Origin of the sequence: Sinorhizobium psoraleae (assembly GCF_013283645.1) — a bacterium.
Lineage (GTDB): Bacteria > Pseudomonadota > Alphaproteobacteria > Rhizobiales > Rhizobiaceae > Sinorhizobium > Sinorhizobium psoraleae.
In genome coordinates this window covers 91,647-117,529 of sequence record NZ_JABEKV010000002.1, presented here as the reverse complement: position 1 = coordinate 117,529, position 25,883 = coordinate 91,647, and the positions used below count along the sequence as shown (strand labels likewise).

The following is a 25,883-nucleotide window of genomic DNA, read 5'->3' as shown; positions in this document are numbered from 1 at the left end:
ACATTCAGCTTAATTTCGAGCGAGGTCCCGGGCTCCTTCCCGGGCGACAGCAGAATGCAGTTAGCAAAGCATGAAGGGCACAGAGCAAAGTCGTATTCCGCAGGCGGTTGGAAATTCTCGGCTGCTGCGCTAACTTCACGCCGAACGATGGAGGGATAGATGCGCCACTAAAGAAGGTTCGGACATCAGCGGAGTGCCGTGCGGCCGGACTGCAGCGAATCCACACGCTTTGACGACCTTTCTTTCGAGGAGCATCTCATGCCAGTCACGCCGTTCGCGCCGAACCCCGGCGACAAATTTCCCGTCGCGGAGTTTCCACGCATTGGTTTTCTGAAGAATATCGTGCGTTCATCCCTCATTGATGTCGGCGATTACAGTTACTACGACGATCCCCACGGGCCTGAGCGCTTTGAAGAAAAGTGTGTTCTTTACCACTACGATTTCATCGGCGACCGCTTGGTGATCGGGCGATATTGCGCAATCGCCACCGGCGTGCAGTTCATCATGAACGGAGCCAATCACGCTCTCGGCGGTTTCTCGACCTTTCCCTTCAGCATCTTTCCCGGCGGTTGGCGGGACGGCTCTGATCCTGTCGCCTATACCAGCGGCTATCGCGGCAACACGGTCGTCGGCAATGACGTCTGGATCGGCATGGATGCGACGATCCTGCCAGGGATCACGGTTGGCAACGGCGCCATCGTCGGCATGAAGTCGGTGGTTTCGAAGGACGTACCGCCCTATGCGGTGGTGGCGGGCAATCCTGCACGCGTCGTCAGAATGCGATTTCCGGCGGACACGATCGACAGATTGCAGGCGATTGCCTGGTGGGATTGGCCGGTCGACAAGGTGACGCGAAACATTGCCGCAATCACCGGCGCAGACCTCCACGCGCTCGAACACGCGCAATAGAGGTCAATCGAGAAAACCAGTTTCGAGAGCCTTTGCCCATTCGGGACGATTGCGACGCGCGGCAAGGCGCGACATCGCCATGTGGTCATAGCGTACGCAACGGAACGTGACGTTCCAGTCGCCGGCAATGTGCTCCACGATGGCATAGGGCGCGTCCGGCGAACCGGTTTCGACCTTGTGGGGAACAGGCTCATCATCGTCGTAGGCGGGGCAGCCGACGCTGCCGGGATTGAGGACGAGGCGACCGTCTGCAAGCCGCACGGCTCGCGGAATGTGCGTATGGCCGCAGAGGATCACAGGATAGCGGATGCCCGCGGCGAAGCTCTCGACCATGTCGCGCCCCGCCATGTGAACCACGCCATCGGCCGTCAGCTTTTCCAGCCAGTAAGTCTCGTCGCTCCGCGGCGTGCCGTGACAAAGAAAGAGCGCATCGCGGTAGACCAGCGTTTCGGGCAGGGCGGCAAGCCACGCAAGGTGATGCGGTTCAAGCTCGTCGTGCGCGGTACGGTCGGAAGGTCCCATGCGCGCCGGATCGAGCGTCAGGAGATAGCGATCGTGGTTGCCGCGGATCGCGGGCATATTGTGTTTCATCAAGATGTCCGCGGTTCGCGCGGCGTTGAGCGGGCCGCTCAGATGATCGCCGAGATTGACGATCTCGCCGATACCCTGTGCTGCGACGTCGGCAAGCACCGCCTCAAGCGCGAGGTCGTTGCCGTGAACATCGGAAATCACCGCGATTCTCATCTTGTGCCTCGGCAATCAACGGTTCTTGGCGGGCTTTTCCATCCACTTGATGATCAGCATCGCGGGAAGGATCCACAGCAGGCCCGTCAGGAAGAAGTAGAGCAGATGCACCCACCAGGGCGATGCGCCGAGCAACAGTGAAGCGAAGGTGACCGCCGCCAGCGCATAAACGACGACGAGGATGATGATGAGGATCGTGCCGATCAGTTTTCTGAGGCGTACAGGCATTTCATTTCTTTCGGATGGCTGCGCTTCACTACAGCGCCGCGCGTCTTGTCAGACACGCAAAGAACGCTGTAGCACTTTGAATTGCTAAATGTTTTTGTCCTTAAATCGACTACGACTTAAGGAAACATGCAGTAGCCGCGACGGCATGCCGCAAAGGCTTCGGCCTTGTTTTGCACGGCGCTCTGGTGCAAATCAACGGCTTTCCGGGGCGGTCGAGCGGGAACCTTGCCGCAGGCATGGCCGCGTCACGGCAAGAAATGAGGAAAAGCCATGGCCCACGCCGAGTTGGCAACTGAACAGACGCTCCTGAAGGAGATCGGCAGGACAGAGCGTAATCGCCGGCAGATTCGCGGTTGGCTCGCGGTCGTTCTCTTCGCCCTATTTGCCTTGGTGCTCGTCGGCGGTGCGACGCGGCTGACCGAGTCCGGTCTTTCCATCACCGAGTGGAAACCCATTCACGGCGTCATACCGCCGCTTACCGCCGAGGAATGGGAAGAGGAGTTCCGGCTCTACCAGCGCATTCCGCAGTACGAACAGCTCAACAAGGGCATGACGGTCGAGGAGTTCAAGACGATCTTCTGGTGGGAATGGGCACACCGGCTGCTGGCACGCACCATCGGAGTGATCTTCGCTTTGCCGCTGTTCTTCTTCTGGGTAACGGGTCGGATCGAGCGACGCCTGAAGTGGCCCCTTCTAGGCATTCTGGCGCTCGGCGGGTTCCAGGGCTTCATCGGCTGGTGGATGGTTTCCTCCGGCCTCGTCGAACGCACCGAGGTCAGCCAGTACCGGCTTGCCGCGCACCTCGTCATCGCATGCCTGATCTTTGCCGGCTGCATGTGGATCCTGCGCGGTCTTTGTCCGCATTCCGGCGATGCGGCGCCGACGAAGAAATCGCGATCTATGGCGGCCATCCTCGCTGTCATGAGCCTGTTCCAGATCTATCTGGGCGCGCTGGTGGCGGGCCTGGATGCGGGATTCACTTACAACACCTGGCCGCTGATGGACGGCGCGATCGTCCCGGGAGGGCTGTTCGTGCAGCAGCCCGCCTGGATCAATCTTTTCGAGAACCCCAAGACCGTTCAATTCTTGCACCGTGCGGGCGCCTATCTGCTGCTCGCACTGGCACTGATGCACATGATTGCTTCCTTGCGGGCGGCGCCGGAAACAACGCATGCGCGCCGCTCGGTCGTTCTCTTCGCCTTGGTGACCATCCAGGCCGTGATCGGCATCACCACGCTCGTGCTGCAGGTGCCGATCGGCTGGGGCGTGCTGCATCAGGCGGGTGCACTGGTCGTGCTCGGTTTCGCAATCGCGCATTGGCGAGGTTTCGTCGGAGAATATCCGAAATCGACGGCGATCGAATTCCGCGACTGATCGGGTCCTGAATGGTCAAAGAAAAACCCCCGGCGCTGGAACGTGCCGGGGGTTCTTTTTTGTCCTGTCAGGCCGAAAGCATCAGGTCCATGTTCTGGACCGCTGCGCCCGAGGCGCCCTTACCGAGATTGTCGAGCACGGCGACGAGATTGACGTGCGTGCCGCCGCTCGTGCCGAAGACGAAGAGCTTCATCGTGTCCTTGCCGGCAAGCTCCGTCGCGTCGATACGGGCGAGCTGCGCGCTTTCGGCAAGCGGAGCGACCTCGACGATCGACTGGCCGGCATAGTGCTCGACGAGCGCCGCATGAATGCTTTCAAGCGTCGCTCCGGCGGCGAGATCATCGAGATACAGCGGCACTTGCACGATCATGCCTTGCGGGAATTTACCGACCGACGGCGAGAAGATCGGAGCGCGTTCGAGCAGGCCATGCATCTTCATTTCCGGCACGTGCTTGTGCTTCAGCGTGAGCCCGTAGAGGAAATGCGGCGCGCTGATGTGGTCCGGGTTCTTCTCGTCCTCCATCTGCGCAATCATCTGCTTGCCGCCCCCGGTATAGCCGGAGACCGCATTGACGGTGACCGGATAGCCATCGGGCAGGATGCCGGTTTGGCGTAGCGGCCGGATCAGGCCGATGGCGCCTGTCGGGTAGCAGCCGGGATTGGCGACATGGCGCGCTTCGCGGATCTTTTCCGGCTGCGCCTTGTCCATTTCGGCGAAACCATAGGCCCAGTCGGGCGCGACACGATGCGCTGTCGACGTGTCGATGATGCGTACGCGGTTGTTGCCGGCGACCATCGACACGGCTTCGCGCGAAGCGTCGTCAGGCAGGCACAGAATGGCGATGTCGGCATCGTTGAGCAGGTCTTCGCGCATCGCGGCATTGCGGCGCTCCGCTTCCGGGATCGACAGCAGTTCGACATCCGTACGGCCGGCCATGCGGGTGCGGATCTGCAGCCCGGTGGTGCCGTGTTCGCCATCGATGAAGATCTTCGGTTTCATGATTTACCTGTTCCTGCAGACGGTTACGGAAATTTCCGGAATCAGTCTGGCATAGAATTGAATCAATTTCTTACTGCATGTTTCCTTAAATCGTATCCGATTTTAAGGATAAAAACATGCAGCGATCAAAGTGCTACAGCGTCCTTTGCGCGTCTGGTCAGACGCGCGGCGCCGTAGCGGGCGCTGCGAAATCAGCCGCGCCTTTCCGCGAGCCATTCGGCACGCAGGCCCAGCATATACATGGCGATGGTCGAGCCAGCAATGGCGGTCATGTCGGCATGGTCATAGGCGGGCGCCACCTCGACGACGTCGCTGCCGGCGATGTGGAGGGCACCAAGCTTGCGCAGCACCGAGAGGATTTTCGCGCTGGAAGGACCGCCGGCGACCGGCGTGCCGGTGCCGGGCGCGTAGGCCGGGTCAAGACAATCGATATCGAAGGTCAGATAGGCGGGCTGGCTGCCGACATGCCGGACGATGGACTCGGCAATCTCCTCGGCGCGCATCTCCTCGACCTCGTAGCCATAGACGATCCTGATGCCGCAATCCTCGGGAGCATGGGTCCTGATACCGATCTGGATCGAACGTTCCACGTCGATCAAACCCTCGCGTGCGGCGCGGCCGACAAAGGAGCCATGGTCGATGCGGCCCTTCTCGTCCGGCCAGGTATCCTGATGGGCGTCGAACTGAACGAGGGCTAGGGGGCCATGCAGGGCGGCGTGGGCCTTGAGGATGGGATAGGTGACGAAATGGTCGCCACCGAGCGTCAGCAGATAGGCGCCGGATTTCAGGATCTTCACCGCCTCGCGCTCGATCGTTGCGGGCGTCTTGGCGTGGTTTCCGTAGTCGAGCAGGCAGTCGCCATAGTCGATCGTCGCCATGTCGGCGAAGAGATCGCGCTCGAACGGATATTGCGGATCGTTGTCGAAGATGGCGGAGGCGCGACGGATCGCCTGCGGTCCGAAACGGGCGCCGGGACGGTTGGAGGTTGCTGCGTCGAAGGGGATGCCCCAGACGACGGTATCCACGCCCTTCAGCTTCTTGGTGTATTTCCGCCGCATGAACGAAAGCATGCCGGCATGGGTCGGATCGGACGCCGCCGACGTAAGTGATCTTGCCGTAATCGCGTGGTCGATTGTCTTGTTTGCCATGCCCGTCTCCCGCCAGATTGACGGGACGTTGGACAATCGATGCCGGCAAGGCAATAGCTTGCCGGCAAAATCATGTGCATTCTACAGCGCCGCGCGTCGTACGCGCCAAAGACCCTGTAGCACTTTGAGTTGCTGCATGTTTCCGTCCATAAATCGGGTGCGATTTAAGGAAACATGCAGTAGGGGCAGCCCCTCAGGATGCCTTGGCCTCGAAGGTCGGCGCAAAATCACCAAGCCTCTTGGCTTCATTGATCCGAGCCGTGATGTCCTCCTCAATAATCGTCTCGAGCTGGGCGAAGCTGTCGATGACATAGTAGATCGGCTGGACGATATCGATGCGGTAGGGCGTCCGCAGAACGCTCATCAGATCGAAAGGTCGGAATTCGCAGTCCATCGTCTCCATGGCATGGCGCGTCTCGCTCGTTGACGAGACGATACCTGCGCCGTAGCAGCGCCGGCCCTTCGGTGTGTTGATCAGGCCGAACTCCACCGTGAACCAGAAGAAGCGGAACAGGTGCCACGAATAGTCCTTGCCGAGCTTGACCGCCTTCTGGCCGAAGCGCCGGACGAAATTGGCGTAGCTCTGGTTGGTCAGCAGCGGGCAATGGCCGAAAACCTCGTGGAAGAGGTCCGGTTCCTCGATATAGTCGATGTGCTCCCGCCGGCGCATGAATGTCGCGAGCGGGAACTTGCCCTGCGACAGGAGTTCGTAGAAACGTGAAGGCGGAATGAGCGCCGGCACGCCCTCGACGCCGAAGTCCGTGGTTTCGGCGAGCCTCGCGTTAACGTCCTTGAGTTGGGGGACATGGTCCGGCTTGAGGCCGAGGGTCCTCACGCCTTCGAGATATTCGTCGCATGCCTTATCGGCAAGCAGCTTCATTTGCCGCCGATAGAGTTCGCCCCAGACCGCATCCTCCTCCGGTGTATAGAGATAGGTGCCGTCCGGTTCCGGCAGCTTCGCGGTGTAGGTGCTTTGCTTGGTCATGACGTCTCCTCATTCGTCAGAACAGATTGCTGTTGCAATTGTATCCCCAACGGGCTGAGTATTTGTTTCACAGTTGCCGGTTGCCGGCTTCCTGACGGGAGGAAATTTCGAAAATGCCGTCAGATTTGAAGGAAACGTTCCAACCGTTGCGCCGATTGCTTCGCTTGATCCAGGCTGACGGCGGCCAGTCGCTCGCGGAACTGGCGGAAAAGGCCGGAATGTCGCAAAGCTCGGCCTGGCGTCGGCTGCAGGAACTCGAGGCAGACGGCGTGATTCGGAAGCGCGTGGCGCTGCTCGATCCGGCAAAGCTGGATCTGAAGCTCTGCATCATCGCCCATGTGACGCTCGAGGATCACCATGACGAGGCGATCGCCTCGTTCTCGGCCGTGGTCAGGGACAGGCCGGAAATCATGGAATGTTACGCGCTCTCCGGCACGTTCGACTACATGCTGAAGATCCGGGCGGCGGATGTAGAAAGCTATGACGCGTTCATGACGCGCTACCTGATGCGCAATCCACATGTGCGGACGGTGGTGTCGAGCTTTGTGCTGAGGGAGCTCAAGTCGACCACGGAACTGCCGATCTGAAAGGCCAAGCGAAAATCGAAAACGGCCAAACAAAAAGGCCGGGACATGCCCGGCCTTTGGAAGTGCAGTAACTGCCAGCGATTAACGCTTGGAGAACTGGAACGAACGGCGTGCCTTTGCACGGCCATATTTCTTGCGCTCGACCACGCGGCTGTCGCGGGTGAGGAAGCCACCGCGCTTCAGAACGGAGCGCAGGCCCGGTTCGAAGTAGGTGAGGGCCTTGGCAATGCCGTGACGAACGGCACCGGCCTGGCCGGAGAGGCCACCACCGGCAACGGTCGCGTCGATGTCGAACTGGCCGTCACGGGCAGCGGCGACGATCGGCTGCTGCAGGATCATCTGCAGAACCGGACGGGCGAAGTAAGCCACATAGGGCTTGCCGTTGATGGTGATCTTGCCGGAGCCGGGCTTGACCCAAACGCGGGCAACGGCGTCCTTGCGCTTGCCGGTCGCGTAGGAGCGGCCCTGCGCGTCGACCTTCTTGACGTGAACCGGAGCAGCCGGTTCCGCGGTCGTGGCGATATCCTTGAGAGCGGAAAGGTCAGCCATTATCAGGCGCTCCTTGTGTTCTTGCTGTTCAGCTTGGCGACGTCCAGGACGGTCGGCTGCTGTGCTTCATGCGGGTGGTTGGAGCCGGCGTAGACACGCAGGTTCTTCATCTGACGACGGCCGAGCGGGCCGCGCGGAACCATGCGCTCAACGGCCTTCTCGATGACGCGCTCCGGGAAGCGGCCTTCGATGATCTGGCGCGCGGTGCGCTCCTTGATGCCGCCGGGATAGCCGGTGTGCCAGTAGTACTTCTTGTCGGTGTACTTCTTGCCAGTGAGGACGGCCTTCTCGGCATTGATCACGATGACGTTGTCGCCATCGTCAACATGCGGCGTGAACGTGGCTTTGTGCTTGCCGCGCAGGCGGTTTGCGATGATGGAAGCGAGGCGACCGACAACGAGGCCTTCGGCGTCGATGATGATCCACTTCTTCTCCACCTCTGCAGGCTTCTGAACGAAGGTTGCCATATCTAAACTCTTTCGTTGGACCCGGAAGCATAGCGCCGGGCTTTTCTTGTTGCTTGGTTTGATCCGCAGGGCGGGCCAAAAAAGAAGGCGGCCCGAAGGGGACCGCGATCTGAGCGCAGCTTATACGGAAGTGTGAAAAAGCCGTCAAGGGTGTCTTCTTGCGAGGCTCAAAAGAATGTGTCGAAAAATCAAGTGGTTATATGTGTGGTGTGAAGATACCACATATCAACGCGGCGGAATCGAGTAAGTCGCGGTTGCGTGGGCAACCAGTTCCTCCCCACCGACGGACGTTATCGAAGCGTCGAGGACGGCAAGCCGTTTGCCGAGTTTCAGGATCCGGCAGGTGCATTCGAGCGGCTCCGGCTCCGGTTTTCTCAGGAAGTTGATGTTGAGGTTCGTGGTGACGGCAAGAGCAATCGGGCCGATATGTGCAATCAGTGCGATATAGGCGGATACGTCGGCAAGAGCGAACAACGTCGGCCCGGACACCGTACCGCCGGGGCGAATATGGCGTTCGTTCGGATCGAGCCGCATCGTTGCAAAACCCGGCCCGGTAGCCGTCACGGCGAAAACCTTTCCGTCCGTATGGACCTGCGGAAAGTCGGTATCGAGGAAGCTGTTTAACTCTTCGACTGTCATGATAGGCTGCAGCTTCATCGCTATCCTCCTCTTTCATGTCCTCGTTACAGGCTCTTCGTGCCGATCGTGCAAGCCGGAAAATGGTCTTAGGGTTGAAAGAGCGGCCACGGCGGCGTACCACGCGTCATCCACGGATACCATTCGGAGAAGGTCATGGCGGACGTCGTCTCATTCAGGAAGGAAGAACAGAACGGCTTGCTGCTGCGCGAGGCAAACGGCCCGGTCCTGCGGCTGACGCTCAACAATCAGCCGGCGAATGTCCTTTCGATCGCCCTGATGGAAGCGCTTCTGGCAGAGCTCGGGGCGGTCGCCTCCTCGAAGGACATCAAGGTGATCGTGATTGCGGCCGCGGGCAAGCTCTTCTCCGCCGGCCATGATCTCAAGGAGATGACCTTGCATCGCGCCGACGAAGATCGCGGCCGGGCCTTTTTCGAGCGCACGATCCGGCTTGCTGCAGACCTCATGCTGAAGATCACCCGGCTACCGCAGGCGGTGATCGCCGAGATCGACGGTTTGGCGACGGCTGCCGGCTGCCAGCTGATGGCAAGCTGCGATCTGGCGATCTGCACCGACAGTTCGACGTTCTGCACGCCCGGCGTGAACATCGGTCTGTTCTGTTCGACGCCGATGGTGGCGCTCTCGCGCGCGGCGCACCGCAAGCAGGCGATGGAGATGCTGTTGACGGGCGAGACGATCGATGCCGCCACGGCCAAGGATTTCGGGCTCGTCAATCGCATCGTGCCGCAGCAGTATCTGCGCCAGGTAGTCGACAAATACGCCGCCATTATCGCCTCGAAGTCGCCGCAGGCACTGAAAATCGGCAAGGAAGCTTTCTATCGGCAAGCCGAAATACCATTGGCCGACGCCTATGATTATGCTGTCGGCGTGATGGTCGAGAACATGCTTGCCGGCGATGCGGAAGAGGGCATCGGAGCCTTTCTCGGCAAGCGCATGCCGGAATGGAAAGAGGACTGATCGTCAAGCAAGTCTGAGGAGCAGGGCGCCGAGCGCTATGACGGAAGCGGCGGCGATGCGCCAGACGCTGACCCGCTCCTTGAGAAAGACGACAGAGATCACGACTGCGAAAAGTATCGATGTTTCCCGAAGCGCCGCGACCGTCGCGACCGGCGCCTTGGTCATCGCCCAGAGCGCCAGGCCATAGGCGCCGAGCGATCCAGCCCCGCCGATCAGCCCGCGCCACCAGTGCTGGCGGACATGCCGCACGACCGGTTTCACCCCGCGCCGGATGAACGCCCAGGTGAAGAGAAGCACGGGCGGCAGCAACGCCATCCACAGCGTGTAGGAAATGGCATTGCCGGAAATCCGCGCCCCGATGCCGTCGACATAGGTGTAGCACGCAATCACGCAGGCATTGGCGAGTGCCAGCAGCATCGCGTGCTTGCCGCCTTTGCGGGATTCGAAGGCGAGCGTCAGCACACCGGCGCAGATCGTCATGATGCCGGCGACGGCCCCGCTGCTCAGTTCCTCGCCGACAATGATGCTGCTCGTCGAGGCGACGATGAGCGGAGCGACGCCGCGCATCAGTGGATAGACGAGACCGATGTCGCCGGCACGATAGGATGCCGCAACCAACTGGAAATAGACGAACTGGAAGACTGCCGAAGCCAGGATGAAGGGCCACGCTTGGGACGTGGGGAGCGGCAGGAAAGGCAGGAAAGGCACGGCCACGGCCGCCGCGCCGAGCGCAATCATGGCGGCGTCAAGCGACTTTTCCGACCCGGCCTTGACGAGTGCGTTCCAGGTTGCGTGCAGAAGCGCCCCGAATAGGACAAGGACGATAACGTCAAGTGGCAAGGTAACCTCGGCGGGACGATGTGGAACGCTTGGGGGTTGTGGAGCTGTGCTGGACGAAATGCAACCGGATTCCATCAACCGATGGTCAAATGTCGGGACCATTGTTGAAATGGCGACCGATCCTGCCCGCTTCGGTTGACTTGTCGGCGTGCGAGGCCAAGTATCCACGCATGTGAATGATCCTTGGATGTGCCCAGCATGAATCACGACGCCTACCCGGACTACTATCTCGCCGACATCCTGCGCACGACGAAGACTATCGCGCTGGTCGGCGCCTCGCCGAAGGCCGAGCGGCCGAGTCACCGCGTGATGGCCTTCCTGCTGCGCAAGGGATATCGCGTGATCCCGGTCAATCCGGGCCAGGCCGGAAGGACGATCCTTGACCAGCCGGTCGTGGCGAGGCTCGCCGATATAAAGGAGCCGATCGACATGGTCGACGTCTTCCGCGCCGCCCACGCGCTGCCGGCGCTCGTCGACGAAATCCTCGAGCTCCCCTCCTTGCCGAAGGTGATCTGGGGACAGCTGTCCGTTCGCGACGACAAGGCCGCGGCCAAGGCGGAGGGCGCCGGGATCAAGGTCGTCATGGACCGCTGTCCCGCGATCGAATATCCGCGCCTTATCGGCTAAATGGTGGTTCAGGAGGAATGAATGGCGAAGGTGGGCCCGGGTTTCAGCACGCTTGCAATTCACGCCGGGGCGCAACCCGACCCGACAACGGGCGCGCGCGTCACGCCGATCTACCAGACGACGAGCTTCGTTTTCGACGATACCGATCACGCTGCCGCACTCTTCGGCCTGCAGCAGTTCGGCAACATCTACACCCGCATCATGAACCCGACGCAAGCGGTGCTGGAGGAGCGCATCGCCGCGCTCGAAGGGGGCACGGCGGCACTTGCGGTCGCCTCGGGACATGCGGCGCAGCTCCTGGTCTTCCATACGATCATGCGGCCGGGCGACAACTTCGTCGCCGCAAAGCAGCTCTATGGCGGCTCCGTCAACCAGTTCGGCCAAGCCTTCAAATCGTTCGACTGGCAGGTTCGCTGGGCGGACTGCGCGGATCCTGCAAGTTTCGATGCCAAGATCGATGAGCGGACCAAGGGAATATTCATCGAAAGCCTCGCCAATCCCGGGGGTACCTTCGTCGATATCGCGGCGATCGCCGAGGTGGCGCGCAGACACGACTTGCCGCTGATCGTCGACAACACGATGGCGACGCCCTACCTGCTTCGACCGCTGGAGCATGGCGCAGACATCGTCGTTCACTCGCTCACCAAGTTCATCGGCGGCCACGGCAATTCGATGGGCGGGATCATCGTCGATGGCGGCACCTTCGACTGGTCGAAATCGGACAAGTATCCGCTTCTTTCCGAGCCGCGTCCGGAATATGCCGGTGTCGTGCTGCATGAGGTCTTTGGTAACTTCGCCTTCGCGATCGCGGCGCGTGTGCTCGGCCTGCGTGACTTCGGGCCGGCGATCTCGCCGTTCAACGCCTTCATGATCCTGACCGGCATCGAGACATTGCCGCTCAGGATGCAGCGCCATTGTGACAATGCGCTGGCCGCAGCGAAATGGCTGAGGGAGCACGACAAGGTATCCTGGGTTCGCTATTCCGGTCTGGATGATGATCAGAACAACGCGCTACAGAAACGCTATTCACCGAAGGGAGCGGGCGCCGTCTTTACCTTCGGCCTCAAGGGCGGCTACGAGGCCGGAAAACGGTTTGTCGAGGGGCTCGAATTGTTCTCGCACCTCGCCAATATCGGCGATACGCGGTCGCTCGTCATTCACCCTGCGTCGACCACCCATCGCCAACTCACGCCCGAGCAGCAGGTGGCGGCCGGTGCCGGGCCCGACGTCATCCGCCTCTCGATCGGCATCGAGGACGTCGCCGACATCATCGCCGACCTTGAACAGTCCCTGGCAAAGATCTGAAAAAGGAGCGACGCGGCGTTCAGGCGCGTTTGCCAGATAGGTGCATCATGAGCAGTTTCTTGAAGTTCGATCTGTCTTCTGCCGAAGCGGAAATTGGAGCGCCGGCGCCTGACCGGCTGATTTCCGGAAACCCGCAGTTTCGCACCTGGAACTTGGAGGAGGCGGATGGTGGCCTCTACGCGGGCATCTGGGAGGCGACGCCCGGAAAGTGGCGGATCGTCTACGAGGAATGGGAATATTTCCACGTTCTGTCCGGCCATTCGATCGTAACCGAGGAGGGGCAGGAGTCCGTGCACCTCAGAGCCGGCGACAGCATGATTCTCAGGCCCGGTTTCAAGGGAACCTGGGAAGTCGTTGAAACGACTCGCAAGGACTATGTTATCCGCCTGTAGCAGGGAGATTTTGGGGCCGTTTGGCGCAATAACATCGTCATAACGCTGGCGCTCTTCCGGGCGCGCATGATACTCGTGCCCGATCTCTCCCGCGATCGACCGGCGGAACGCTACGGGGTGCAGCGCGCCGAGGAGCCGTCTACCAGACGAGATCCAGGCGCTCCAGACCGTGGAAATGGAAGCTATCCTTGACATGCGGCTCGTGCATGAGCCGCATCCCCGGCAGACGCTTGAAAAGGATCGGCAGGGAAAGCCTGAGTTCGAGCCGTGCCAGCGGCGCGCCGATACAGAAGTGCAGACCCGCACCGAACGAAACATTGGGGCCCTCGTCCCGGTAGGGTTTGAATGTATCGGGCGCCGAGAACTTCCGCGGGTCTACATTGGCTGCACCCAGCATTAGTCCGATTTTGTCGCCCTTTTTCAGGGTGATGCCATCCTCGAGCTCGATATCTGCAAGCGCATAGCGCTGGAAGATATGCAGCGGTGCCGCGAAGCGGAGGCATTCTTCGATGGTCCGTTCGGTCGTTTCCTCGCTCGCGAACAGTTCAGACGGCGAAAGACCCGATTGAAGGATCGTCCGCACCGCATTGCCGATCTGGTGGACCGTCGCCTCGTGGCCGGCATTCAAGAGCAGGACCGCCGTCGACATCAGTTCGGCGTCCGACAGTCGTTCCCCGTCCTTTTCGGACGTGATCATATGCGTCAACAGATCGTCGGCCGGATTGGCGCGCTTTTCAGCGATGATGTCTGTCAGGTAGGCGGCGAATTCCGCCGACGCTTGATTGGCGTCGAGCTCGGTTTCGAAGGTCGGATTGAACACGTACATCCGGACCATGCGATGAGACCAGTCGAGGAGGCGAGGGGCCGCTTCCACCGGAATACCAAGCATGCGCGCGATGATCGTCACCGGGATCGTCTCGGCGTAGGTCTTCAGCAATTCCACCTCGCCGTTCTTCTCGAAACCATCGATGACGGCATGCGAGAGCGCCTCGATCTCCGGTCTCAGCTGCTCGATCTGCCGCGACACGAAAGCGCGGTTGACGAGCGTCCTCAGCCGGGTGTGCGCCGGCGGCTCCAGTTCCAGCAGCGAATGTGCCTCCAGCGCATCGAAATCCTTCAGATGCGGTTTCGGCTCTGGCATCCCGAGTTCGTCGCGCGTCGCGACATGCAGGATCTGGCGGCCGAAACGGCGGTCGCGCAGAAGGCCGTTCACCTGGTCGTAGCCCGCAAAATACCATTGCTGCGGCTCTTCCCAGAAGAAGGCGGGACATTGTGCATGCAGCGCTGCATAGGCGGGGAGCGGATTGCAGAAGAAATCCGGATTGCGAACGTCAAGAGAAACGCGCCGGGTGGAACCGTCGATGGAGAGACCGGGAATTACAGGCATGACTCAACTCTTCACGTAAGGATAGGCTCGCTGCTTCATCTGCATCTCTATTGCGCCGGATGCAGGTACCGCAAGCGTAATCAGCCGGCGAACGTGCGTGCGGCTCACGACGGGAGCCCCGCGATCCCGAGGGAAGGAACAACATGCAGGAGCCGGACTTTTTCAGTGGCACGGGGCGACTTATTTGAGCATGATGCGGCAGCAAGCAGGGAGCGGCATGGCAAAAGTACAGAACAGTTTATCCGCGGGCATTCTTGCGGCGATCCGCAAACGACGGCCCACGGTTATTGGGCGCGATGCGGCGGTGGAGCGCGGAGACATCGTCATAGCCTCCTACAATATCCATAAATGTGTCGGCACCGACGGCCGGTTTGACCCGGCGCGCACGGCCCAGGTCATCAGCGAGATCGGTGCGGATATCGTCGCCCTGCAAGAAGCGGATCAGCGTTTCGGCGAACGCGCCGGGCTCCTCGACCTCGAGCACCTGCGGCGCGAGGCCCATCTGGTTTCCGTGCCGATCTCGCCCTTTTCAGCCAAGGGGCACGGCTGGCACGGCAACGTCCTCTTGCTGAGAGAAGGGGCTGTTTCCGATCTCCGCCAGTTGAAGCTGCCCGGTGTCGAGCCGCGCGGCGCCCTGGTCGTCGATCTCGACCTCAAGGCCGGGCCGCTGCGGGTGATCGCCGCTCACCTCGGCCTTTTGCGCCACTCCCGGGCGCGGCAGGCCGAGGCCATTCTGCGTGCCGCAGCCGATGGGGTCGGGCGGCCGACGCTGCTTATCGGCGATCTCAACGAATGGCGCATGGGCAAGCGTTCATCGCTCAGTTTTCTGAGCCCGATCTTCGATCCTTCGCACGCGGCCGTCGCCAGTTTTCCGTCGCGTTTTCCGCTTCTGCCGCTCGATCGTGTGCTTGGCAATCCGCATCATCTGGTGACATCCGTGGCGGTCCACGACACACCCCTGGCGCGCGTTGCCTCGGACCATCTGCCGGTCAAGGCCTCGATTGACCTGAAGGCGGCTCACAAAAGCGATAACGATCCGGTTCGCGCCGAGCTGATCGGGACGGGCTCGGCGTAGCAGGCTGAGGCGGGCTGCGATGATCCCCTGGTTTGCGGTCTCTCTTGCCGTTCTGATCGCCCTCGTCGGCGCGATGATCCTTTATATCTATGGACGGCTCGGACGCCGCCCCCAGGCACAGCCGTCCTTTGCACTGCCCGTCGCCGAGAACGAAACCGCGATCGACCTGGATATCGGCCAGATCCTGCTCGACCATCCCCATCAAAACGGCGTCGCGCTGATATCCGACAGCATCGAGGCCTTTGTCGCGAGAGCGCACTCCGCGCGGCGAGCCGGGCGCAGCCTCGACCTGCAATATTATTACTGGAAGGACGATCTGACCGGTTTTCTGCTGACGCGCGAACTCGTCATGGCCGCCGACCGCGGCGTGCGCATTCGATTGCTGCTCGATGATATCAATGCAGGGATCCATGATCGCCTGTGCATCTCGCTTGACGCGCACCCGAACATAGACGTCCGCCTGTTCAATCCGAGCCGCGCGCGAAGGGACCGCTTTCGGCGGGGTTTCGAAATGGCCATCCGCGCCTTCAGCGCAACGCGCCGCATGCACAACAAGCTTTGGATAGCGGACGGCCGGCTCGCGATCGCCGGCGGGCGCAATATTGGCGATGCTTATTTCGACGCTGCCGAGCTTTCGAACTTTCGCGACCTAGCAGGCTGTTGAAAAAAGAAGCTGGCCTGGAGGCTTTCGCCGTGATTCACTCGCGTCATCGAGTTTGGAGTGATGCATGCGCGGCGGCGATGTGAGAACGGGTGAACTCTTCAGCTATGTCGATCTGGAGGATCGGGTTCGTCGTGATCATCCGCTGCGGGCAATCCGGCAGATCGTGAACGACGCTCTGGTTTTGCTGGAACGGGAGTTTGCAGCGCTCTATTCGCCGATCGGGCGGCCATCGATTGCGCCTGAGAAGCTTCTGCGCGCCATGCTTTTGCAAGCCTTCTATTCGATCCGCTCTGAGCGGCTTTTGATGGAGCGGCTGGAATACGACCTTCTGTTCCGCTGGTTCGTAGGCATTGGCATTGACGATCCAGCTTGGGACCATTCGGTGTTTTCGAAAAACCGCGATCGGTTGCTCGAAGGCGACATTGCTGGGAAGTTCCTCGGTGCGATCCTTTCGCAGCCCAAGGTAAAGCGGTTGCTGTCAACGGACCACTTCTCTGTCGATGGCACGCTGATCGAAGCCTGGGCGTCGATCAAGAGCTTCAAGCCGAAGGAGAGCTCGGGCGAACCACCGTCGGATGGCGGCGGTCGAAATGCGGACGCAGACTTCCACGGCGAAAGGCGTTCCAACGAGACGCATGCTTCAACGACCGACCCCGATGCAAGACTTTATAGGAAGGGCAAAGGCAAGGAGGCCAAGCTGTGCTTCATGGGGCACGGGCTGATGGAAAACCGCCATGGCCTGCTGGTCGATGCCTGCCTGACTGAGGCCAGCGGATATGCCGAACGGGTCGCGGCGCTGCGCATGATCGAACCCCTGGCCGATCGGCCAAGAACGATCACGCTGGGTGCCGACAAGGCCTATGACACAAAGGACTTCGTCAAAGATTTGCGGTCGATGAAGGTGACGCCCCATGTGGCGCAGAACATCAATGGTCGCCGCGCACTATGGCCGAGCAGACTGACAATCTCGGAGACCCTCCTTGTCCGGCGCGCATAAGGGGGAGCAATCGTCGGCAGTTGGTCGGTGAATGTTTGTCGTTCACATTTTTGGTGTGCGCACCGCCAGCGGCTCAACCGAAGCTTAACCGTTACGGTCTTGCCCTGGACCGGCAGATCCTGAAGGCTTCGGTTGGACCAGCCATGCCGATTTCGGGTCCGCCGTCCGCAATCAGGGCAAATGCCGAAGGCTGGTCCGGAAGCGGAAACAACCCAACCATCATCGTTTGTGAGCGCGACACCCAGAACTTTTGCCCCTGGGCCGGGCGACCATTTCGTTTTCGTTTGCATGCCCGACCATAGCGGCATCATGTCTAACGGGGAGTGAACCACACAAATTGAGGATGACCCCGATTAACTGCCAAGCGACAACGAGCCCTGTACACGCCTGCTGCGAGGATGTTCATGTTCTGGGCCAAGAAGATCGCATAATGTATCGAACGGAACTCTGCGCTCATGCGGCTGACGACCAGCATGAGCAACGGCTATCGCTTTGATTCAGCATTTAGTTTCGCGCATTGGTAGGCGTGTGCAGTGAAGCCCCCGCCTTTTCGGCCGCTGTCCGCAGACGCTTGTCTCTGGTCCACAAAGCCGCTCGCTGATCGAGGAGAACTGAGGCCATCAAGTGGGCATCTGTGTAGCCAATGCCCATACTGAAAATGGCGTGGCGATCAATCATGGTCATGACTTCGTCGTGCGTTGCGACGAACGCTTCTCGCTGAGCCGCCAGGAAAGCTATCACGCTGCTACGATCCCGAAGACTGCCAAGTGCGAGTTCTCCAATCACGGCCGGATGGCAGAGGAGACGATCGTCCTCGATAATCCTACGCAGCTCTGAATCGGCATGCCGGAAATGATCAATCCAGATGGAAGTGTCAGCAAGTATCACTTGGCAGCTGCGCTCCGGCGGCGTGGGGCTGCCTCCGCATCCGGCATAGTTCCCCCGAGCGCGATGAGGCGTTTTCCCGACTCCACACGAACAAGCGTCTCCAACGCTTGGCGGACCAGGGCGGCGGTTTCTTTCGTGCCGGTTAGGGACCTAGCCCTTTCCATGAGGGTGTCGTCGAGGTTGATAGTCGATCGCATCGTTTGGTTTCCTGATTCTGGTGTTATGGATAGCACCATTTGGTGATGAAATCTACGCCTGGTCTCCACTCTGATGCGTCCGTCGTAGGATGTGCAAATCCAGCAACGTGGGCATTTTTGCCCGGTCGCGGGCGCCCCCAAGCCTAAAGCAAGTGCGGCCTAGCAAGCGATATGCGTCGACATCGTACCCATGAAACTTAAAAACTGCAGGGGCCGCGGGTTCGTATCCCATCAAGGCGAGGGATTTCACGTCCAGCCGCACACCGTGGCCGCCGTCCGCAGCCTGCCATCCCCGACCTTAAGTTGCGGGAGCGACGCATGTTTCACGCAGCTTCGATCGAGCGCAAGATCGTCCTTCCCGCTGGGGTTTGATGGCGGCAGGTGTGTCGGTTTCAGCTGACAGCCGATGCCCTCGCCAACTGGAAGCGTGTTGGAGATCTCTTTACGGCGGGTCCGTTCTATGCGGTGAAGGGTAGGCTTGCCGAGGTGCTGAAAGATTTCGACCTCGGCGGAGGGGGATTGGTCGAGTTTCCGATTTACGAAGCTGACAAGACGACACGGTTGCCGGGGCCCTTCTATTTCCTCAATTTTGGCGCGGTGAAAGACAGTTTCGTCCCGAGCGAAAGTCGAAAACTTCGTCCTCGCCGAACGATGGAGCGGGACGGCTACGACTTGTGGGCCACCTATGATCTCGAGGATGGCGATATTGCGCTGACAACGGCGGCCTTCGAGGGGGCAGACCTCTGGCACGAGCGCAAACTTGAAAATCGGCTTTTCATGAGCGGCCGACTTCATGACGCCATCGTGGCGGCAACGGTGAAGGACAATTTCCAGTTCGCGCAGGCGCACACGATCGATACGAGAGGAATGCAATCCGATCGCCATGCCGCTCTTTGAGATCGGACGGGGCTCGTCGGTTCCTTGGAGATCCAATGATATCGGAAATGGCGCGCTCTGTCCGGTGGATTTTCGACAGATGGACCGAACTCGGTCGGTACTACTCCCTAAATTTCGGCAACACGAAAACCGCTTTCGCTCCAACGGGTGCGGCGCCTTCGGGCGGCGGCATCTCTGCCGCCCCTGGACCGCATTAGTCCGGGCATCCCGGTTCGCCGGGTTGGCAGATAGGTCGCTGCGGCCTGCGGCGGTCATTGCCACCATCGCGGCGGCTACGGTTGTCGTCGCCCCGGCGGATGACTCGATCGCCGTCATCGCCCCCACGTTCGAAGCTCCGGCGGTTGCGATCGCCGCCGCGCCCCAGATCACGGTCAAAGTCCCGCTGCCTGTCGATGTTCGGCCTGCGGTTGGGCGCGCGATCGAAATCCGGGAGGCGATCCGGACGATCATCAAAGTCCCGGCGTCTTTCAGGGGGACGGCTAAAATCGGGCCTCCGCTCCCATCTCCGTTCGAATTCCGGCGGCGGAGCCGGCCTCGGCTCGAACTCAGGTCTGCGGCGGGGCGGCCGGTAAGGTTCCGCACGGCGGTCGGGGACGCGATAGAAGTCCGATCCGCGGCGCCAGCGATCGCGATCGCGGTAAAAGTCATAGTCGCGATAGTGACGATCCCAATAGCTGCTGAAGCTGAAGACAACGGCGGGAATACCGAGCGGGCGATAATATCGAGGGCCGACATAAACACGGCGCTGTTGATAAAGTACCTGTATATATCGGCCGTGCACCCAGCCACGGTCGCCGTAGAACTCCACGTCGCACCAGGGCACGTCGGCAAGACAGCCGTAGATTTCGATGGATTCGCCGGCCGGAATTACGGTGACCGCCGGATATGCCGTGCTTGGGCCGGCGCGCAAATTGACGTTCGCCGTCGCGAAGCCTTCTGTCGCCTGAGCGATCGCCGGAGCAAGCAAAAGCATACCGGTTGCGGCAATTTTCAAAAGGGTGCGTTTCACGTTTTCAACTCCCTCGGGAGGCAGCCGTCATGCGACATCCGGCATTTGACTTTGCTCGGTCTTTCTCCGGTTCCCGGGCATAGTTGGAGCGCCTGCAAGCCTTTGTTGGGCGGCAACATCGTCATGTCTTTCAATGATTTATAGCGCGTTTTGCATGAACGCAGCTTGAACGGAAGAATTTGGGTATAGGCCTTTAAAAGTGCCGGAGCGGTTTATCCGGGCGCGTTGGGGGCCGCTCGAGGCGGACGGTACCTACAGGCTCTCCGGGATACTTCAGCAGTAGCGAAGTGGACCTATTGAGGATGCCGGACAGCGCTTTCGAGCCGGACGATGATGGTGCGCGGCCGCAAAGCCGTTCGACCTCGCCCGCCTCCGAAGCACTCTCGAAAGGATGGCGCAGGCGCGGCTGGGAATTTGTCGGCCCCACCACCGTTCATGCCTTTATCCAGGCGATGGGGTTGGTCAACGACCATACAGAGGATTGCTTCATGGGGGGGGGAAGTCGAAAAGGCGCGATTGGCTTTGCGTCTATCTTCATGATGGGAGGCACGGCAGGCTTGGGGCCCCAGTTGAGCCTTTTATCGTATTAGGTGCCAAGGTCCGCAATGGGTGGAAGTAGGTCATTCGTCTCGCTCAACGGAATGAGCAGGGTGCGCCAATTGCGGTCATTAGCTCGGCTTGGATGAATGACCGATCTGGGCCGTTAGCCGGCGGACTGCTTTCGGGGAGCAGGCGCTGAAGCCGACATTCGTCATCAGCGCTCGAAGGTCCGCTTGACCCGCAGCAGACGATTTGCTGCCGCCGCCGCGGTGCATGACCTCGAATGACCGGTCTACGGCAGAGAAAGTTTCGAGACGCTTGCGCTTCCTGCGCCAGCAGGTTAGACACTGAACTATATGGTTCAGTATGGAAGTCCTTCGCTAGATCTCTCGTTCGCGGCGCTATCCGATGCGACCCGCCGCGGGATCATCGATCAGCTTGGGCGAGGGGACGCGTCGATCACCAGTCTCGCGGATAAGTTCCAGATGACGCTGACCGGCATGAAAAAGCACGTCCAAGTTCTCGAGCGGGCGGGGCTCGTCGTCACGCAGAAGGTCGGACGGGTGAGAACCTGCAAGCTTGGGAAACGCAGCCTCAAGGCGGAGGCCGAGTGGATCGAGGCGCATCGCAAGCTCTTTGAGGCCCGCTTCGAAGCATTGGACGAAATCATCAGCGAAATGAAACAGGAGGGAAGCGATGAAACAGCAAATTAACAGTGCAGGTGGTGCGCAGAACCGCACGTTAGTCGAGCGCAGAGGGGATCGCGAGCTCGTCGTAACGCGAACATTCAATGCGCCGCCGAGCACGGTGTACAGGGCGTGGAGCCAGCCCGAGCTGTTCCAGCGCTGGTGGGTGCCAAAATCGGCATCCGGCGTTTCGCTCGTATCGTGCGATATGGACGTCCGTACCGGCGGCAAATATCGGCTGGAATTCGGCGCCGGCGGTTCGGACACCATGGCCTTTTACGGCAAGTATCTCGAGGTGGTGCCGAACGAGCGCATTGTCTGGACCAACGACGAGGGCGAAGAGGGCGCGGTCACGACCGTGACCTTCGAGGACCAGGGCGGGAAGACGCTGCTGAATTTCCGCGAAGTCTATCCGTCCAAGGAGGCGCTTGAGGAAGCACTACAGGGCGGGGCGGCCGCATTGCCGGAGCAACTGGAACAGCTCGACGAATTGCTTTCCAGCATAGGCGAGTAGCGCGGGTCGGGAAACTCGCCTCGCGGGAACGTCTGCTCTTGGGAAGCGACTCCACCGGCCTTTCCGGCCGGAGCGAGGGCGCGTTGCCGTCCGACACCACCCAGGCCGGTAGCGGAAAGTCTGCTATACGGCAAATTTATCGGATAGCCGCCGTTAGGCAACCGACCCAAAGTCTGTCGTTCAGAGTGCGCCCAGTTACGCGTGGAAAGCAGACGTTGCCCACCGTGCTCAGGGCGCTGCTGTTCCGAGCGCTACGGCCAGTATGTCGGTCAGGCCGCGCCCGGCGCGGCCGTCCTCATCAAGGCGCGGATTGTAGATGGTGATCTCGATGCCGACTGCCTTGCCGCTCGCCAAGGCAACCCGAAGCGTGGCCCCTAGCTCGTCCCACGACAACCCGCCCGGCACGCGGAAATCGACAGCCGGCATGATGACGTCGTCGAGGCAATCGGCGTCGAGATGAATGAAGAAGCCGTCCAGTTCCTCTCGCGTCAGGTGATCGACCGCATCGCGCACGGCGGCTTCGATGCCCATCGCACGCACGGCGGGAAGGTCAATCGCCTTGAGCTCTTTAGGGAGCGGCTGGCTTCCGTACTCTTCCTGGTCCTTATGATCGCGATAAGCGAACGCGACAGCGTCTTCGGGACGGACCAGAGGGCCACGACCTTCAATGTCGGTCAGGTGCGACGGGCCGTAGCCAGTGACCAAGGCGAGGTCCATCGAGGCGCCCTCACTATTGGGTTCCGCCTCGGGCTGGAAGAAATCGGCGTTGCCATCGATGAAGAACAGGCCGTAGCGGCCGCGCCGTCGAAATGCGAGCATCGAGCCCAGCACGATCGTGCAATCGCCGCCGAGTACTACCGGAAATTCGCCGGCGTCAAGCACCGCTTCCACCGCGTCGGCGAGCTTGGGCGACCACGCCGCAATTGCCCTGGCATTCAGGGTGCCAGTCTCGGGATCGGGCGTCGGTTCCTTCGGGGGCACCAATAGGCGCTCGGCCCGGCGCGCCTCAATGCGCTCGGCAAGACCGAGATCCAGGAGTTGGTCGGGCAAGCGCTCCACTCCGTCGGTCGCGAGGCCCAGCGTAGAGGGAGCTTCGAGAATTGCATAGGGTAGGCTCGGCATGCGCGCCCCCGTGAGCGGCTATTTTGCGGAGTAGGTCACTGCCTCGATTTTGTGACCGTCTGGATCGCGGACGAACGCCCCGTAATAGTTGGCATCGTAGTTCGGCCGCAGCCCCGGAGCGCCATTGTCGCTACCACCATATTGTAATGCTGCTGCGTAAAATCGATTGACCATCGAACGGTCCTCGACGGCAAAGGCGATATGAGTGCCATTGCCCACGGTCGCTGGTTTTCCATCAATCGGAACCTGAACGCTGAAGTGAAACGTGCCGCTTCCGTAGCCTAGTCCACCCTCGTCCTCGGCCATCGGCACAAGGCCGATGATAGGCAAAACGGCGTCGTAGAAGCGCTTCGAACGCCCACATCATTCGTCCCTACCGATGCATGGTGGATCACAACGACCTCCGCTCCAGCTTTGCCCCCTAACGGCAGCTTCTGGTCATTGTTCCCTCGAAGCCGACTGTCGTTTGTCAGCGGGTCGACGCCAGTTGCATCTAAGGTATTATGTTTGAATGTTCATGTCCGAGGGCCAGAATGGACCGAAGCAAACGGAACCGCTGAGCCAGCAGCAACCGGGTCGCTCCGACGCCGTCCGGCTTACGATGCGTAGCTGGGAACGGGCGCCGGCGCCTCGTCGGACCACCTACGTCAGGAGGGCAGTGTGAAATCGCCAACGGTGAGAGTTATGGCCGCGGCCGAGGAAGATCTGGCGGTCGAAACGATCATGCTGGCGTTTGCAGCGGATCCCATGGCGCGATGGACTTGGCCGCATGCACACCAGTACCTTGCGGCCATGCCGCGAATGATCCGGGCGTTCGGGAGCAGCGCATTCTCTAACGGAAGCGCCTTTTGCACCGACGGCTACGCCGGGACGGCGCTGTGGCTACCGCCCGGGGTGCATGCCAACGAGGAGGGCCTTGGTGCGGTGCTCGAGAGCACGGTTGCGCGCTCTCTTGCGCCCGAAACCACAGCCATATTCGAGCAGATGGCCACATACCACCCGACCGAACCACATTGGTACCTGCCCCTGATCGGCGTCGACCCGGCGCATCAAGGCGAAGGTCACGGCGACGCCTTGATGGCGTACGCCCTCGAACGGTGCGATCGCGATCACGCGCCAGCCTATTTGGAATCGTCGAACCCGCGCAACATTCCGTTCTACCGACGCCACGGCTTCGAACCGCTCGGCGCGATCCAGGTCGGTTCGTCCCCGACGCTCGTCCCGATGCTGCGGCGGCCGCGTTGAGCTTCAGTTCGATCAGATAGTTTGTGGCATACGGGTGCCCGGCGCGCGGCACAGCCGCGGAACGAAGATGAAATAGACCGGCGAGACCGTGTGCCGGCGGGCGCCTAGTCCGGTTAGAGGCGATGTCCGATTTTAGAAGTCGGACGATGTAGCTTTGACGACCGACATGGGGCGCATAGCGGCCACCATGACTCCGCCCTTGACACTCTGCGTGGGTCGAAGAGAGCCGTTCTTCACGAGCCCTGTGCACGGGAGCGCTTGTTCGTGAAAGAGTGTCGGCAGTGTCCTTCAGACGTACTCCCGGACCACCGCCGCTGGAGTAATCCTCTCAAAAATCGACTCCGTCGCCATCAAGTTTCCCGAATGCCTATCCGCGGCGGGCTCCGCTTACGACGAGCGATCCGCGACCCTTCTGGCAGTCAAGGCTACGCCTTCGGCTATGCGGTCGCGTGCGATCGATGAATAGCCCATGCGAAAAAAGCGGCATGGGCCATCGTCACTCGGAAAGAAAGGCGATCCCGACTCGATCAGTACCCCGTCCTTTCGCAAGTCGCTCATCAGCAGATCGGCATCGAGACCATCCGGCCCCTCGATCCAGAAGGACGTGCCGCCGAAAGCCGCAGATCCGGCGATCTTCAAGCCAGCATCCCGGAGGGCGGCGTCCATGATGATGTGGCGGCGATGATACTCCTCGCGCATGCGGTGCAGCACGGCATCATAGTGCCCGAGCGCCAGGAAATAGGCGGCCGTTCTCTGGAGGTGTCCCGGCGGATGCCGCAGCATCAAGGCCCGTAGTGCCCGCGCCTCCCGGATCACGGCAGCCGGCGCCACCAGATAGCCGAGACGCAGGCCGGGAAACAGCGACTTGGAGAAACTGCCGATGTAGAAGACCCGGCCGCTGCTGTCGAAGGCTTTGAGGGCCGGGGAGGGGGGCGCCAGAAAGCTCATCTCGAACTCGTAATCGTCCTCGACGATTATGAAGTCCTTGGAGCCGGCCGCCTCGAGCAAGGCCGCCCGCCGCTCGATTGGCATCGTCGCGCCGGTCGGCGAATGATGGCTGGGCGTGACGAACACGGCATCGACCTTTTCCGGAAGCGCGGCGGGCGGCAGGCCGTCCCTGTCCACATCGACGAAGGTGATCCCGGCGCCGCTCAAGCAAAGCGATGCACTCATGTCGGGATGACAGGGGTTCTCGCAGACCGCATGGGCGCCCTGACGCAATAGGAGCTGGATGACGATCCAGAGGGCGTTCTGCGCGCCCACCGTCACCAGAATCTCGTCGGGGTTCGCACGGATGCCGCGGCCAGGCAATGTGCGCGAGCAGATATAATTGACAAGCTGGATGTCGTCCGCCGCCGCGAAGTCACCCGCCATCAGCTCGAAATCCTCGCGCGCCAGCGCTCGTCGCGCGCAGTCGCGCCAAGCCGTGAGATCGAACAGCGACGGATCCATTTGACCGTATAGGAACGGGTAGGGATAGGCTCGCCAGTCGAGGGGCTTACGCATCTGCTTGGCCACGATGAAGGTCGAGCGCAACTTGGCCGACCAGTCGATCGCATCGGCCGCAGCATGGGCGGTCTGCATCGCGATGGCTGTCGTCGGGGGTTTGCCGGCGACACGGTAGCCGCTCCGGTTCGCCGCCTCGACATAGCCCTGAGAAGCGAGTTCCTGATAGGCGAGCGTTACGGTGATCCGCGAAATATTCAGATAGGCCGCAAGCTTGCGGCTAGAGGGCAATTGGGCGCCAGGCGCCAGGCGGCCCGACAATACGGCCGAAACGATCGTTTCGCGGATCTGCGCCTGCAGGCCCGTTTGGCTGGCCCGGTCGAGGAAGAAGATCGTTTCGGAGACGGTTGAGCCCGCCATTGTTCACCTCGTCCAACTGGACTCATC

General features: G+C 60.9%; 28 protein-coding genes and 4 pseudogenes. 15 read left to right on the top strand and 17 right to left on the bottom strand.

Annotation, left to right across the window (positions count from 1 at the left end; genetic code table 11):
• Nucleotides 1–258 precede the first annotated feature (258 nt).
• On the top strand, nt 259–909 hold the full coding sequence (locus ILFOPFJJ_RS09385) for a CatB-related O-acetyltransferase (RefSeq protein ID WP_173510299.1): 651 nt from the start codon (nt 259–261) through the stop codon (nt 907–909).
• Nucleotides 910–912: 3 nt separating this feature from the next.
• Here the strand turns inward: ILFOPFJJ_RS09385 and ILFOPFJJ_RS09380 are convergent, their stop codons facing one another.
• A complete protein-coding gene (locus tag ILFOPFJJ_RS09380) occupies nt 913–1,653 on the bottom strand; it encodes a metallophosphoesterase family protein (RefSeq protein WP_173510298.1) in 741 nt (246 codons plus the stop codon).
• 15 nt (nt 1,654–1,668) lie between these two features.
• Entirely contained in the window at nt 1,669–1,881 is a 213-nt protein-coding gene (locus tag ILFOPFJJ_RS09375; RefSeq protein WP_173510297.1) for a DUF2842 domain-containing protein, read from the bottom strand.
• 270 nt (nt 1,882–2,151) lie between these two features.
• On the opposite strand from ILFOPFJJ_RS09375, the gene ILFOPFJJ_RS09370 reads away from it, so the two are divergent.
• Nucleotides 2,152–3,255, top strand: coding sequence for a COX15/CtaA family protein (locus ILFOPFJJ_RS09370; RefSeq protein ID WP_173510296.1), 1,104 nt, complete (start codon nt 2,152–2,154; stop codon nt 3,253–3,255).
• A gap of 67 nt (nt 3,256–3,322) precedes the next feature.
• Here ILFOPFJJ_RS09370 and argC read toward each other — a convergent pair whose 3' ends face one another.
• From argC to ILFOPFJJ_RS09355, 3 genes are all read right to left on the bottom strand, one after another.
• Entirely contained in the window at nt 3,323–4,255 is a 933-nt protein-coding gene (argC, locus tag ILFOPFJJ_RS09365) for an N-acetyl-gamma-glutamyl-phosphate reductase (RefSeq protein ID WP_173510295.1), read from the bottom strand.
• Nucleotides 4,256–4,446: 191 nt separating this feature from the next.
• The gene (gene speB, locus ILFOPFJJ_RS09360) at nt 4,447–5,403 is read right to left on the bottom strand and encodes an agmatinase (protein ID WP_173510294.1); all 957 of its coding nucleotides are present in this window, start codon (nt 5,401–5,403) and stop codon (nt 4,447–4,449) included.
• Nucleotides 5,404–5,596: 193 nt separating this feature from the next.
• Nucleotides 5,597–6,388, bottom strand: coding sequence for a phenylalanine 4-monooxygenase (locus tag ILFOPFJJ_RS09355; RefSeq protein ID WP_173510293.1), 792 nt, complete (start codon nt 6,386–6,388; stop codon nt 5,597–5,599).
• 113 nt (nt 6,389–6,501) lie between these two features.
• Here ILFOPFJJ_RS09355 and ILFOPFJJ_RS09350 point away from each other — a divergent pair, with 113 nt between their 5' ends.
• Nucleotides 6,502–6,975 carry an Lrp/AsnC family transcriptional regulator gene (locus ILFOPFJJ_RS09350; protein WP_173510292.1) on the top strand — a complete coding sequence of 158 codons (474 nt, stop codon included), beginning with the start codon at nt 6,502–6,504 and terminating at the stop codon, nt 6,973–6,975.
• A gap of 81 nt (nt 6,976–7,056) precedes the next feature.
• Here ILFOPFJJ_RS09350 and rpsI read toward each other — a convergent pair whose 3' ends face one another.
• The 3 genes from rpsI to ILFOPFJJ_RS09335 all read right to left on the bottom strand — a co-directional run bounded on the left by rpsI (nt 7,057) and on the right by ILFOPFJJ_RS09335 (nt 8,648).
• Nucleotides 7,057–7,524, bottom strand: a complete 468-nt coding sequence (rpsI, locus tag ILFOPFJJ_RS09345; RefSeq protein ID WP_173510291.1) for a 30S ribosomal protein S9 — start codon at nt 7,522–7,524, stop codon at nt 7,057–7,059.
• A 2-nt stretch (nt 7,525–7,526) separates the two neighbouring features.
• On the bottom strand, nt 7,527–7,991 hold the full coding sequence (rplM, locus tag ILFOPFJJ_RS09340; protein ID WP_173510290.1) for a 50S ribosomal protein L13: 465 nt from the start codon (nt 7,989–7,991) through the stop codon (nt 7,527–7,529).
• A 225-nt stretch (nt 7,992–8,216) separates the two neighbouring features.
• The gene (locus ILFOPFJJ_RS09335) at nt 8,217–8,648 is read right to left on the bottom strand and encodes a PaaI family thioesterase (protein WP_173510289.1); all 432 of its coding nucleotides are present in this window, start codon (nt 8,646–8,648) and stop codon (nt 8,217–8,219) included.
• 135 nt (nt 8,649–8,783) lie between these two features.
• On the opposite strand from ILFOPFJJ_RS09335, the gene ILFOPFJJ_RS09330 reads away from it, so the two are divergent.
• Complete coding sequence (locus ILFOPFJJ_RS09330; protein WP_173510288.1) at nt 8,784–9,605, top strand: enoyl-CoA hydratase; 822 nt, start codon at nt 8,784–8,786, stop codon at nt 9,603–9,605.
• Nucleotides 9,606–9,608: 3 nt separating this feature from the next.
• Here the strand turns inward: ILFOPFJJ_RS09330 and ILFOPFJJ_RS09325 are convergent, their stop codons facing one another.
• On the bottom strand, nt 9,609–10,445 hold the full coding sequence (locus tag ILFOPFJJ_RS09325; RefSeq protein ID WP_173510287.1) for an EamA family transporter: 837 nt from the start codon (nt 10,443–10,445) through the stop codon (nt 9,609–9,611).
• Nucleotides 10,446–10,643: 198 nt separating this feature from the next.
• Here ILFOPFJJ_RS09325 and ILFOPFJJ_RS09320 point away from each other — a divergent pair, with 198 nt between their 5' ends.
• The 3 genes from ILFOPFJJ_RS09320 to ILFOPFJJ_RS09310 are packed head-to-tail and all read left to right on the top strand — an operon-like array spanning nt 10,644 to nt 12,769.
• A complete protein-coding gene (locus tag ILFOPFJJ_RS09320) occupies nt 10,644–11,072 on the top strand; it encodes a CoA-binding protein (RefSeq protein WP_173510286.1) in 429 nt (142 codons plus the stop codon).
• Nucleotides 11,073–11,093: 21 nt separating this feature from the next.
• Entirely contained in the window at nt 11,094–12,377 is a 1,284-nt protein-coding gene (locus ILFOPFJJ_RS09315; RefSeq protein ID WP_173510285.1) for an O-acetylhomoserine aminocarboxypropyltransferase, read from the top strand.
• 47 nt (nt 12,378–12,424) lie between these two features.
• The gene (locus ILFOPFJJ_RS09310) at nt 12,425–12,769 is read left to right on the top strand and encodes a cupin domain-containing protein (protein ID WP_173510284.1); all 345 of its coding nucleotides are present in this window, start codon (nt 12,425–12,427) and stop codon (nt 12,767–12,769) included.
• Nucleotides 12,770–12,908: 139 nt separating this feature from the next.
• Here the strand turns inward: ILFOPFJJ_RS09310 and ILFOPFJJ_RS09305 are convergent, their stop codons facing one another.
• Nucleotides 12,909–14,156, bottom strand: coding sequence for a cytochrome P450 (locus ILFOPFJJ_RS09305; protein WP_173510283.1), 1,248 nt, complete (start codon nt 14,154–14,156; stop codon nt 12,909–12,911).
• A 217-nt stretch (nt 14,157–14,373) separates the two neighbouring features.
• Between ILFOPFJJ_RS09305 and ILFOPFJJ_RS09300 the strand changes: the two genes are divergently transcribed.
• The 3 genes and pseudogenes from ILFOPFJJ_RS09300 to ILFOPFJJ_RS09290 form a co-directional block, all read left to right on the top strand.
• Nucleotides 14,374–15,231, top strand: a complete 858-nt coding sequence (locus tag ILFOPFJJ_RS09300) for an endonuclease/exonuclease/phosphatase family protein (protein ID WP_173510282.1) — start codon at nt 14,374–14,376, stop codon at nt 15,229–15,231.
• A 19-nt stretch (nt 15,232–15,250) separates the two neighbouring features.
• A pseudogene (locus tag ILFOPFJJ_RS09295) lies at nt 15,251–15,883 on the top strand (phospholipase D-like domain-containing protein); the annotation flags it as partial.
• A gap of 76 nt (nt 15,884–15,959) precedes the next feature.
• Nucleotides 15,960–16,859 (top strand): annotated as a pseudogene (locus ILFOPFJJ_RS09290) (IS5 family transposase); the annotation flags it as partial.
• On the opposite strand, the pseudogene ILFOPFJJ_RS09285 reads toward ILFOPFJJ_RS09290, so the two are convergent.
• From ILFOPFJJ_RS09285 to ILFOPFJJ_RS09275, 3 genes and pseudogenes are all read right to left on the bottom strand, one after another.
• Nucleotides 16,838–17,182, bottom strand: a pseudogene (locus ILFOPFJJ_RS09285) (transposase family protein); the annotation flags it as partial. The pseudogenes ILFOPFJJ_RS09290 and ILFOPFJJ_RS09285 sit on opposite strands and share 22 nt — an antisense overlap.
• A gap of 214 nt (nt 17,183–17,396) precedes the next feature.
• A complete protein-coding gene (locus tag ILFOPFJJ_RS09280; protein WP_173510281.1) occupies nt 17,397–17,780 on the bottom strand; it encodes a type II toxin-antitoxin system VapC family toxin in 384 nt (127 codons plus the stop codon).
• Entirely contained in the window at nt 17,777–17,977 is a 201-nt protein-coding gene (locus ILFOPFJJ_RS09275; RefSeq protein ID WP_017958375.1) for a type II toxin-antitoxin system VapB family antitoxin, read from the bottom strand. The genes ILFOPFJJ_RS09280 and ILFOPFJJ_RS09275 overlap by 4 nt, the downstream gene beginning before the upstream one ends.
• 381 nt (nt 17,978–18,358) lie before the next feature.
• Between ILFOPFJJ_RS09275 and ILFOPFJJ_RS09270 the strand changes: the two genes are divergently transcribed.
• On the top strand, nt 18,359–18,874 hold the full coding sequence (locus tag ILFOPFJJ_RS09270; RefSeq protein ID WP_173510280.1) for a hypothetical protein: 516 nt from the start codon (nt 18,359–18,361) through the stop codon (nt 18,872–18,874).
• A gap of 193 nt (nt 18,875–19,067) precedes the next feature.
• Here ILFOPFJJ_RS09270 and ILFOPFJJ_RS09265 read toward each other — a convergent pair whose 3' ends face one another.
• A complete protein-coding gene (locus ILFOPFJJ_RS09265; RefSeq protein WP_173510279.1) occupies nt 19,068–19,883 on the bottom strand; it encodes an SH3 domain-containing protein in 816 nt (271 codons plus the stop codon).
• A 359-nt stretch (nt 19,884–20,242) separates the two neighbouring features.
• Between ILFOPFJJ_RS09265 and ILFOPFJJ_RS09260 the strand changes: the two are divergent.
• The 3 genes and pseudogenes from ILFOPFJJ_RS09260 to ILFOPFJJ_RS09250 all read left to right on the top strand — a co-directional run.
• A pseudogene (locus tag ILFOPFJJ_RS09260) lies at nt 20,243–20,473 on the top strand (DNA-3-methyladenine glycosylase I); the annotation flags it as partial.
• A gap of 306 nt (nt 20,474–20,779) precedes the next feature.
• A complete protein-coding gene (locus ILFOPFJJ_RS09255) occupies nt 20,780–21,136 on the top strand; it encodes an ArsR/SmtB family transcription factor (protein WP_173510277.1) in 357 nt (118 codons plus the stop codon).
• Complete coding sequence (locus ILFOPFJJ_RS09250; RefSeq protein WP_173510276.1) at nt 21,120–21,623, top strand: SRPBCC family protein; 504 nt, start codon at nt 21,120–21,122, stop codon at nt 21,621–21,623. Before ILFOPFJJ_RS09255 ends, ILFOPFJJ_RS09250 begins: the two co-directional genes overlap by 17 nt.
• A gap of 228 nt (nt 21,624–21,851) precedes the next feature.
• Here the strand turns inward: ILFOPFJJ_RS09250 and ILFOPFJJ_RS09245 are convergent, their stop codons facing one another.
• Nucleotides 21,852–22,745, bottom strand: a complete 894-nt coding sequence (locus ILFOPFJJ_RS09245) for an arginase family protein (RefSeq protein WP_173510275.1) — start codon at nt 22,743–22,745, stop codon at nt 21,852–21,854.
• An 18-nt stretch (nt 22,746–22,763) separates the two neighbouring features.
• Nucleotides 22,764–23,075 carry a VOC family protein gene (locus tag ILFOPFJJ_RS09240; protein WP_246299574.1) on the bottom strand — a complete coding sequence of 104 codons (312 nt, stop codon included), beginning with the start codon at nt 23,073–23,075 and terminating at the stop codon, nt 22,764–22,766.
• 354 nt (nt 23,076–23,429) lie between these two features.
• Between ILFOPFJJ_RS09240 and ILFOPFJJ_RS09235 the strand changes: the two genes are divergently transcribed.
• Nucleotides 23,430–23,990 (top strand): GNAT family N-acetyltransferase, encoded by a 561-nt coding sequence (locus ILFOPFJJ_RS09235; protein ID WP_210267387.1) that lies wholly within the window; start codon nt 23,430–23,432, stop codon nt 23,988–23,990.
• Nucleotides 23,991–24,377: 387 nt separating this feature from the next.
• Here ILFOPFJJ_RS09235 and pdxR read toward each other — a convergent pair whose 3' ends face one another.
• Nucleotides 24,378–25,856: a MocR-like pyridoxine biosynthesis transcription factor PdxR gene (gene pdxR / locus ILFOPFJJ_RS09230; protein ID WP_173510273.1), complete on the bottom strand. Its 1,479-nt coding sequence runs from the start codon at nt 25,854–25,856 to the stop codon at nt 24,378–24,380.
• Between the last annotated feature and the right edge of the window lie 27 nt (nt 25,857–25,883).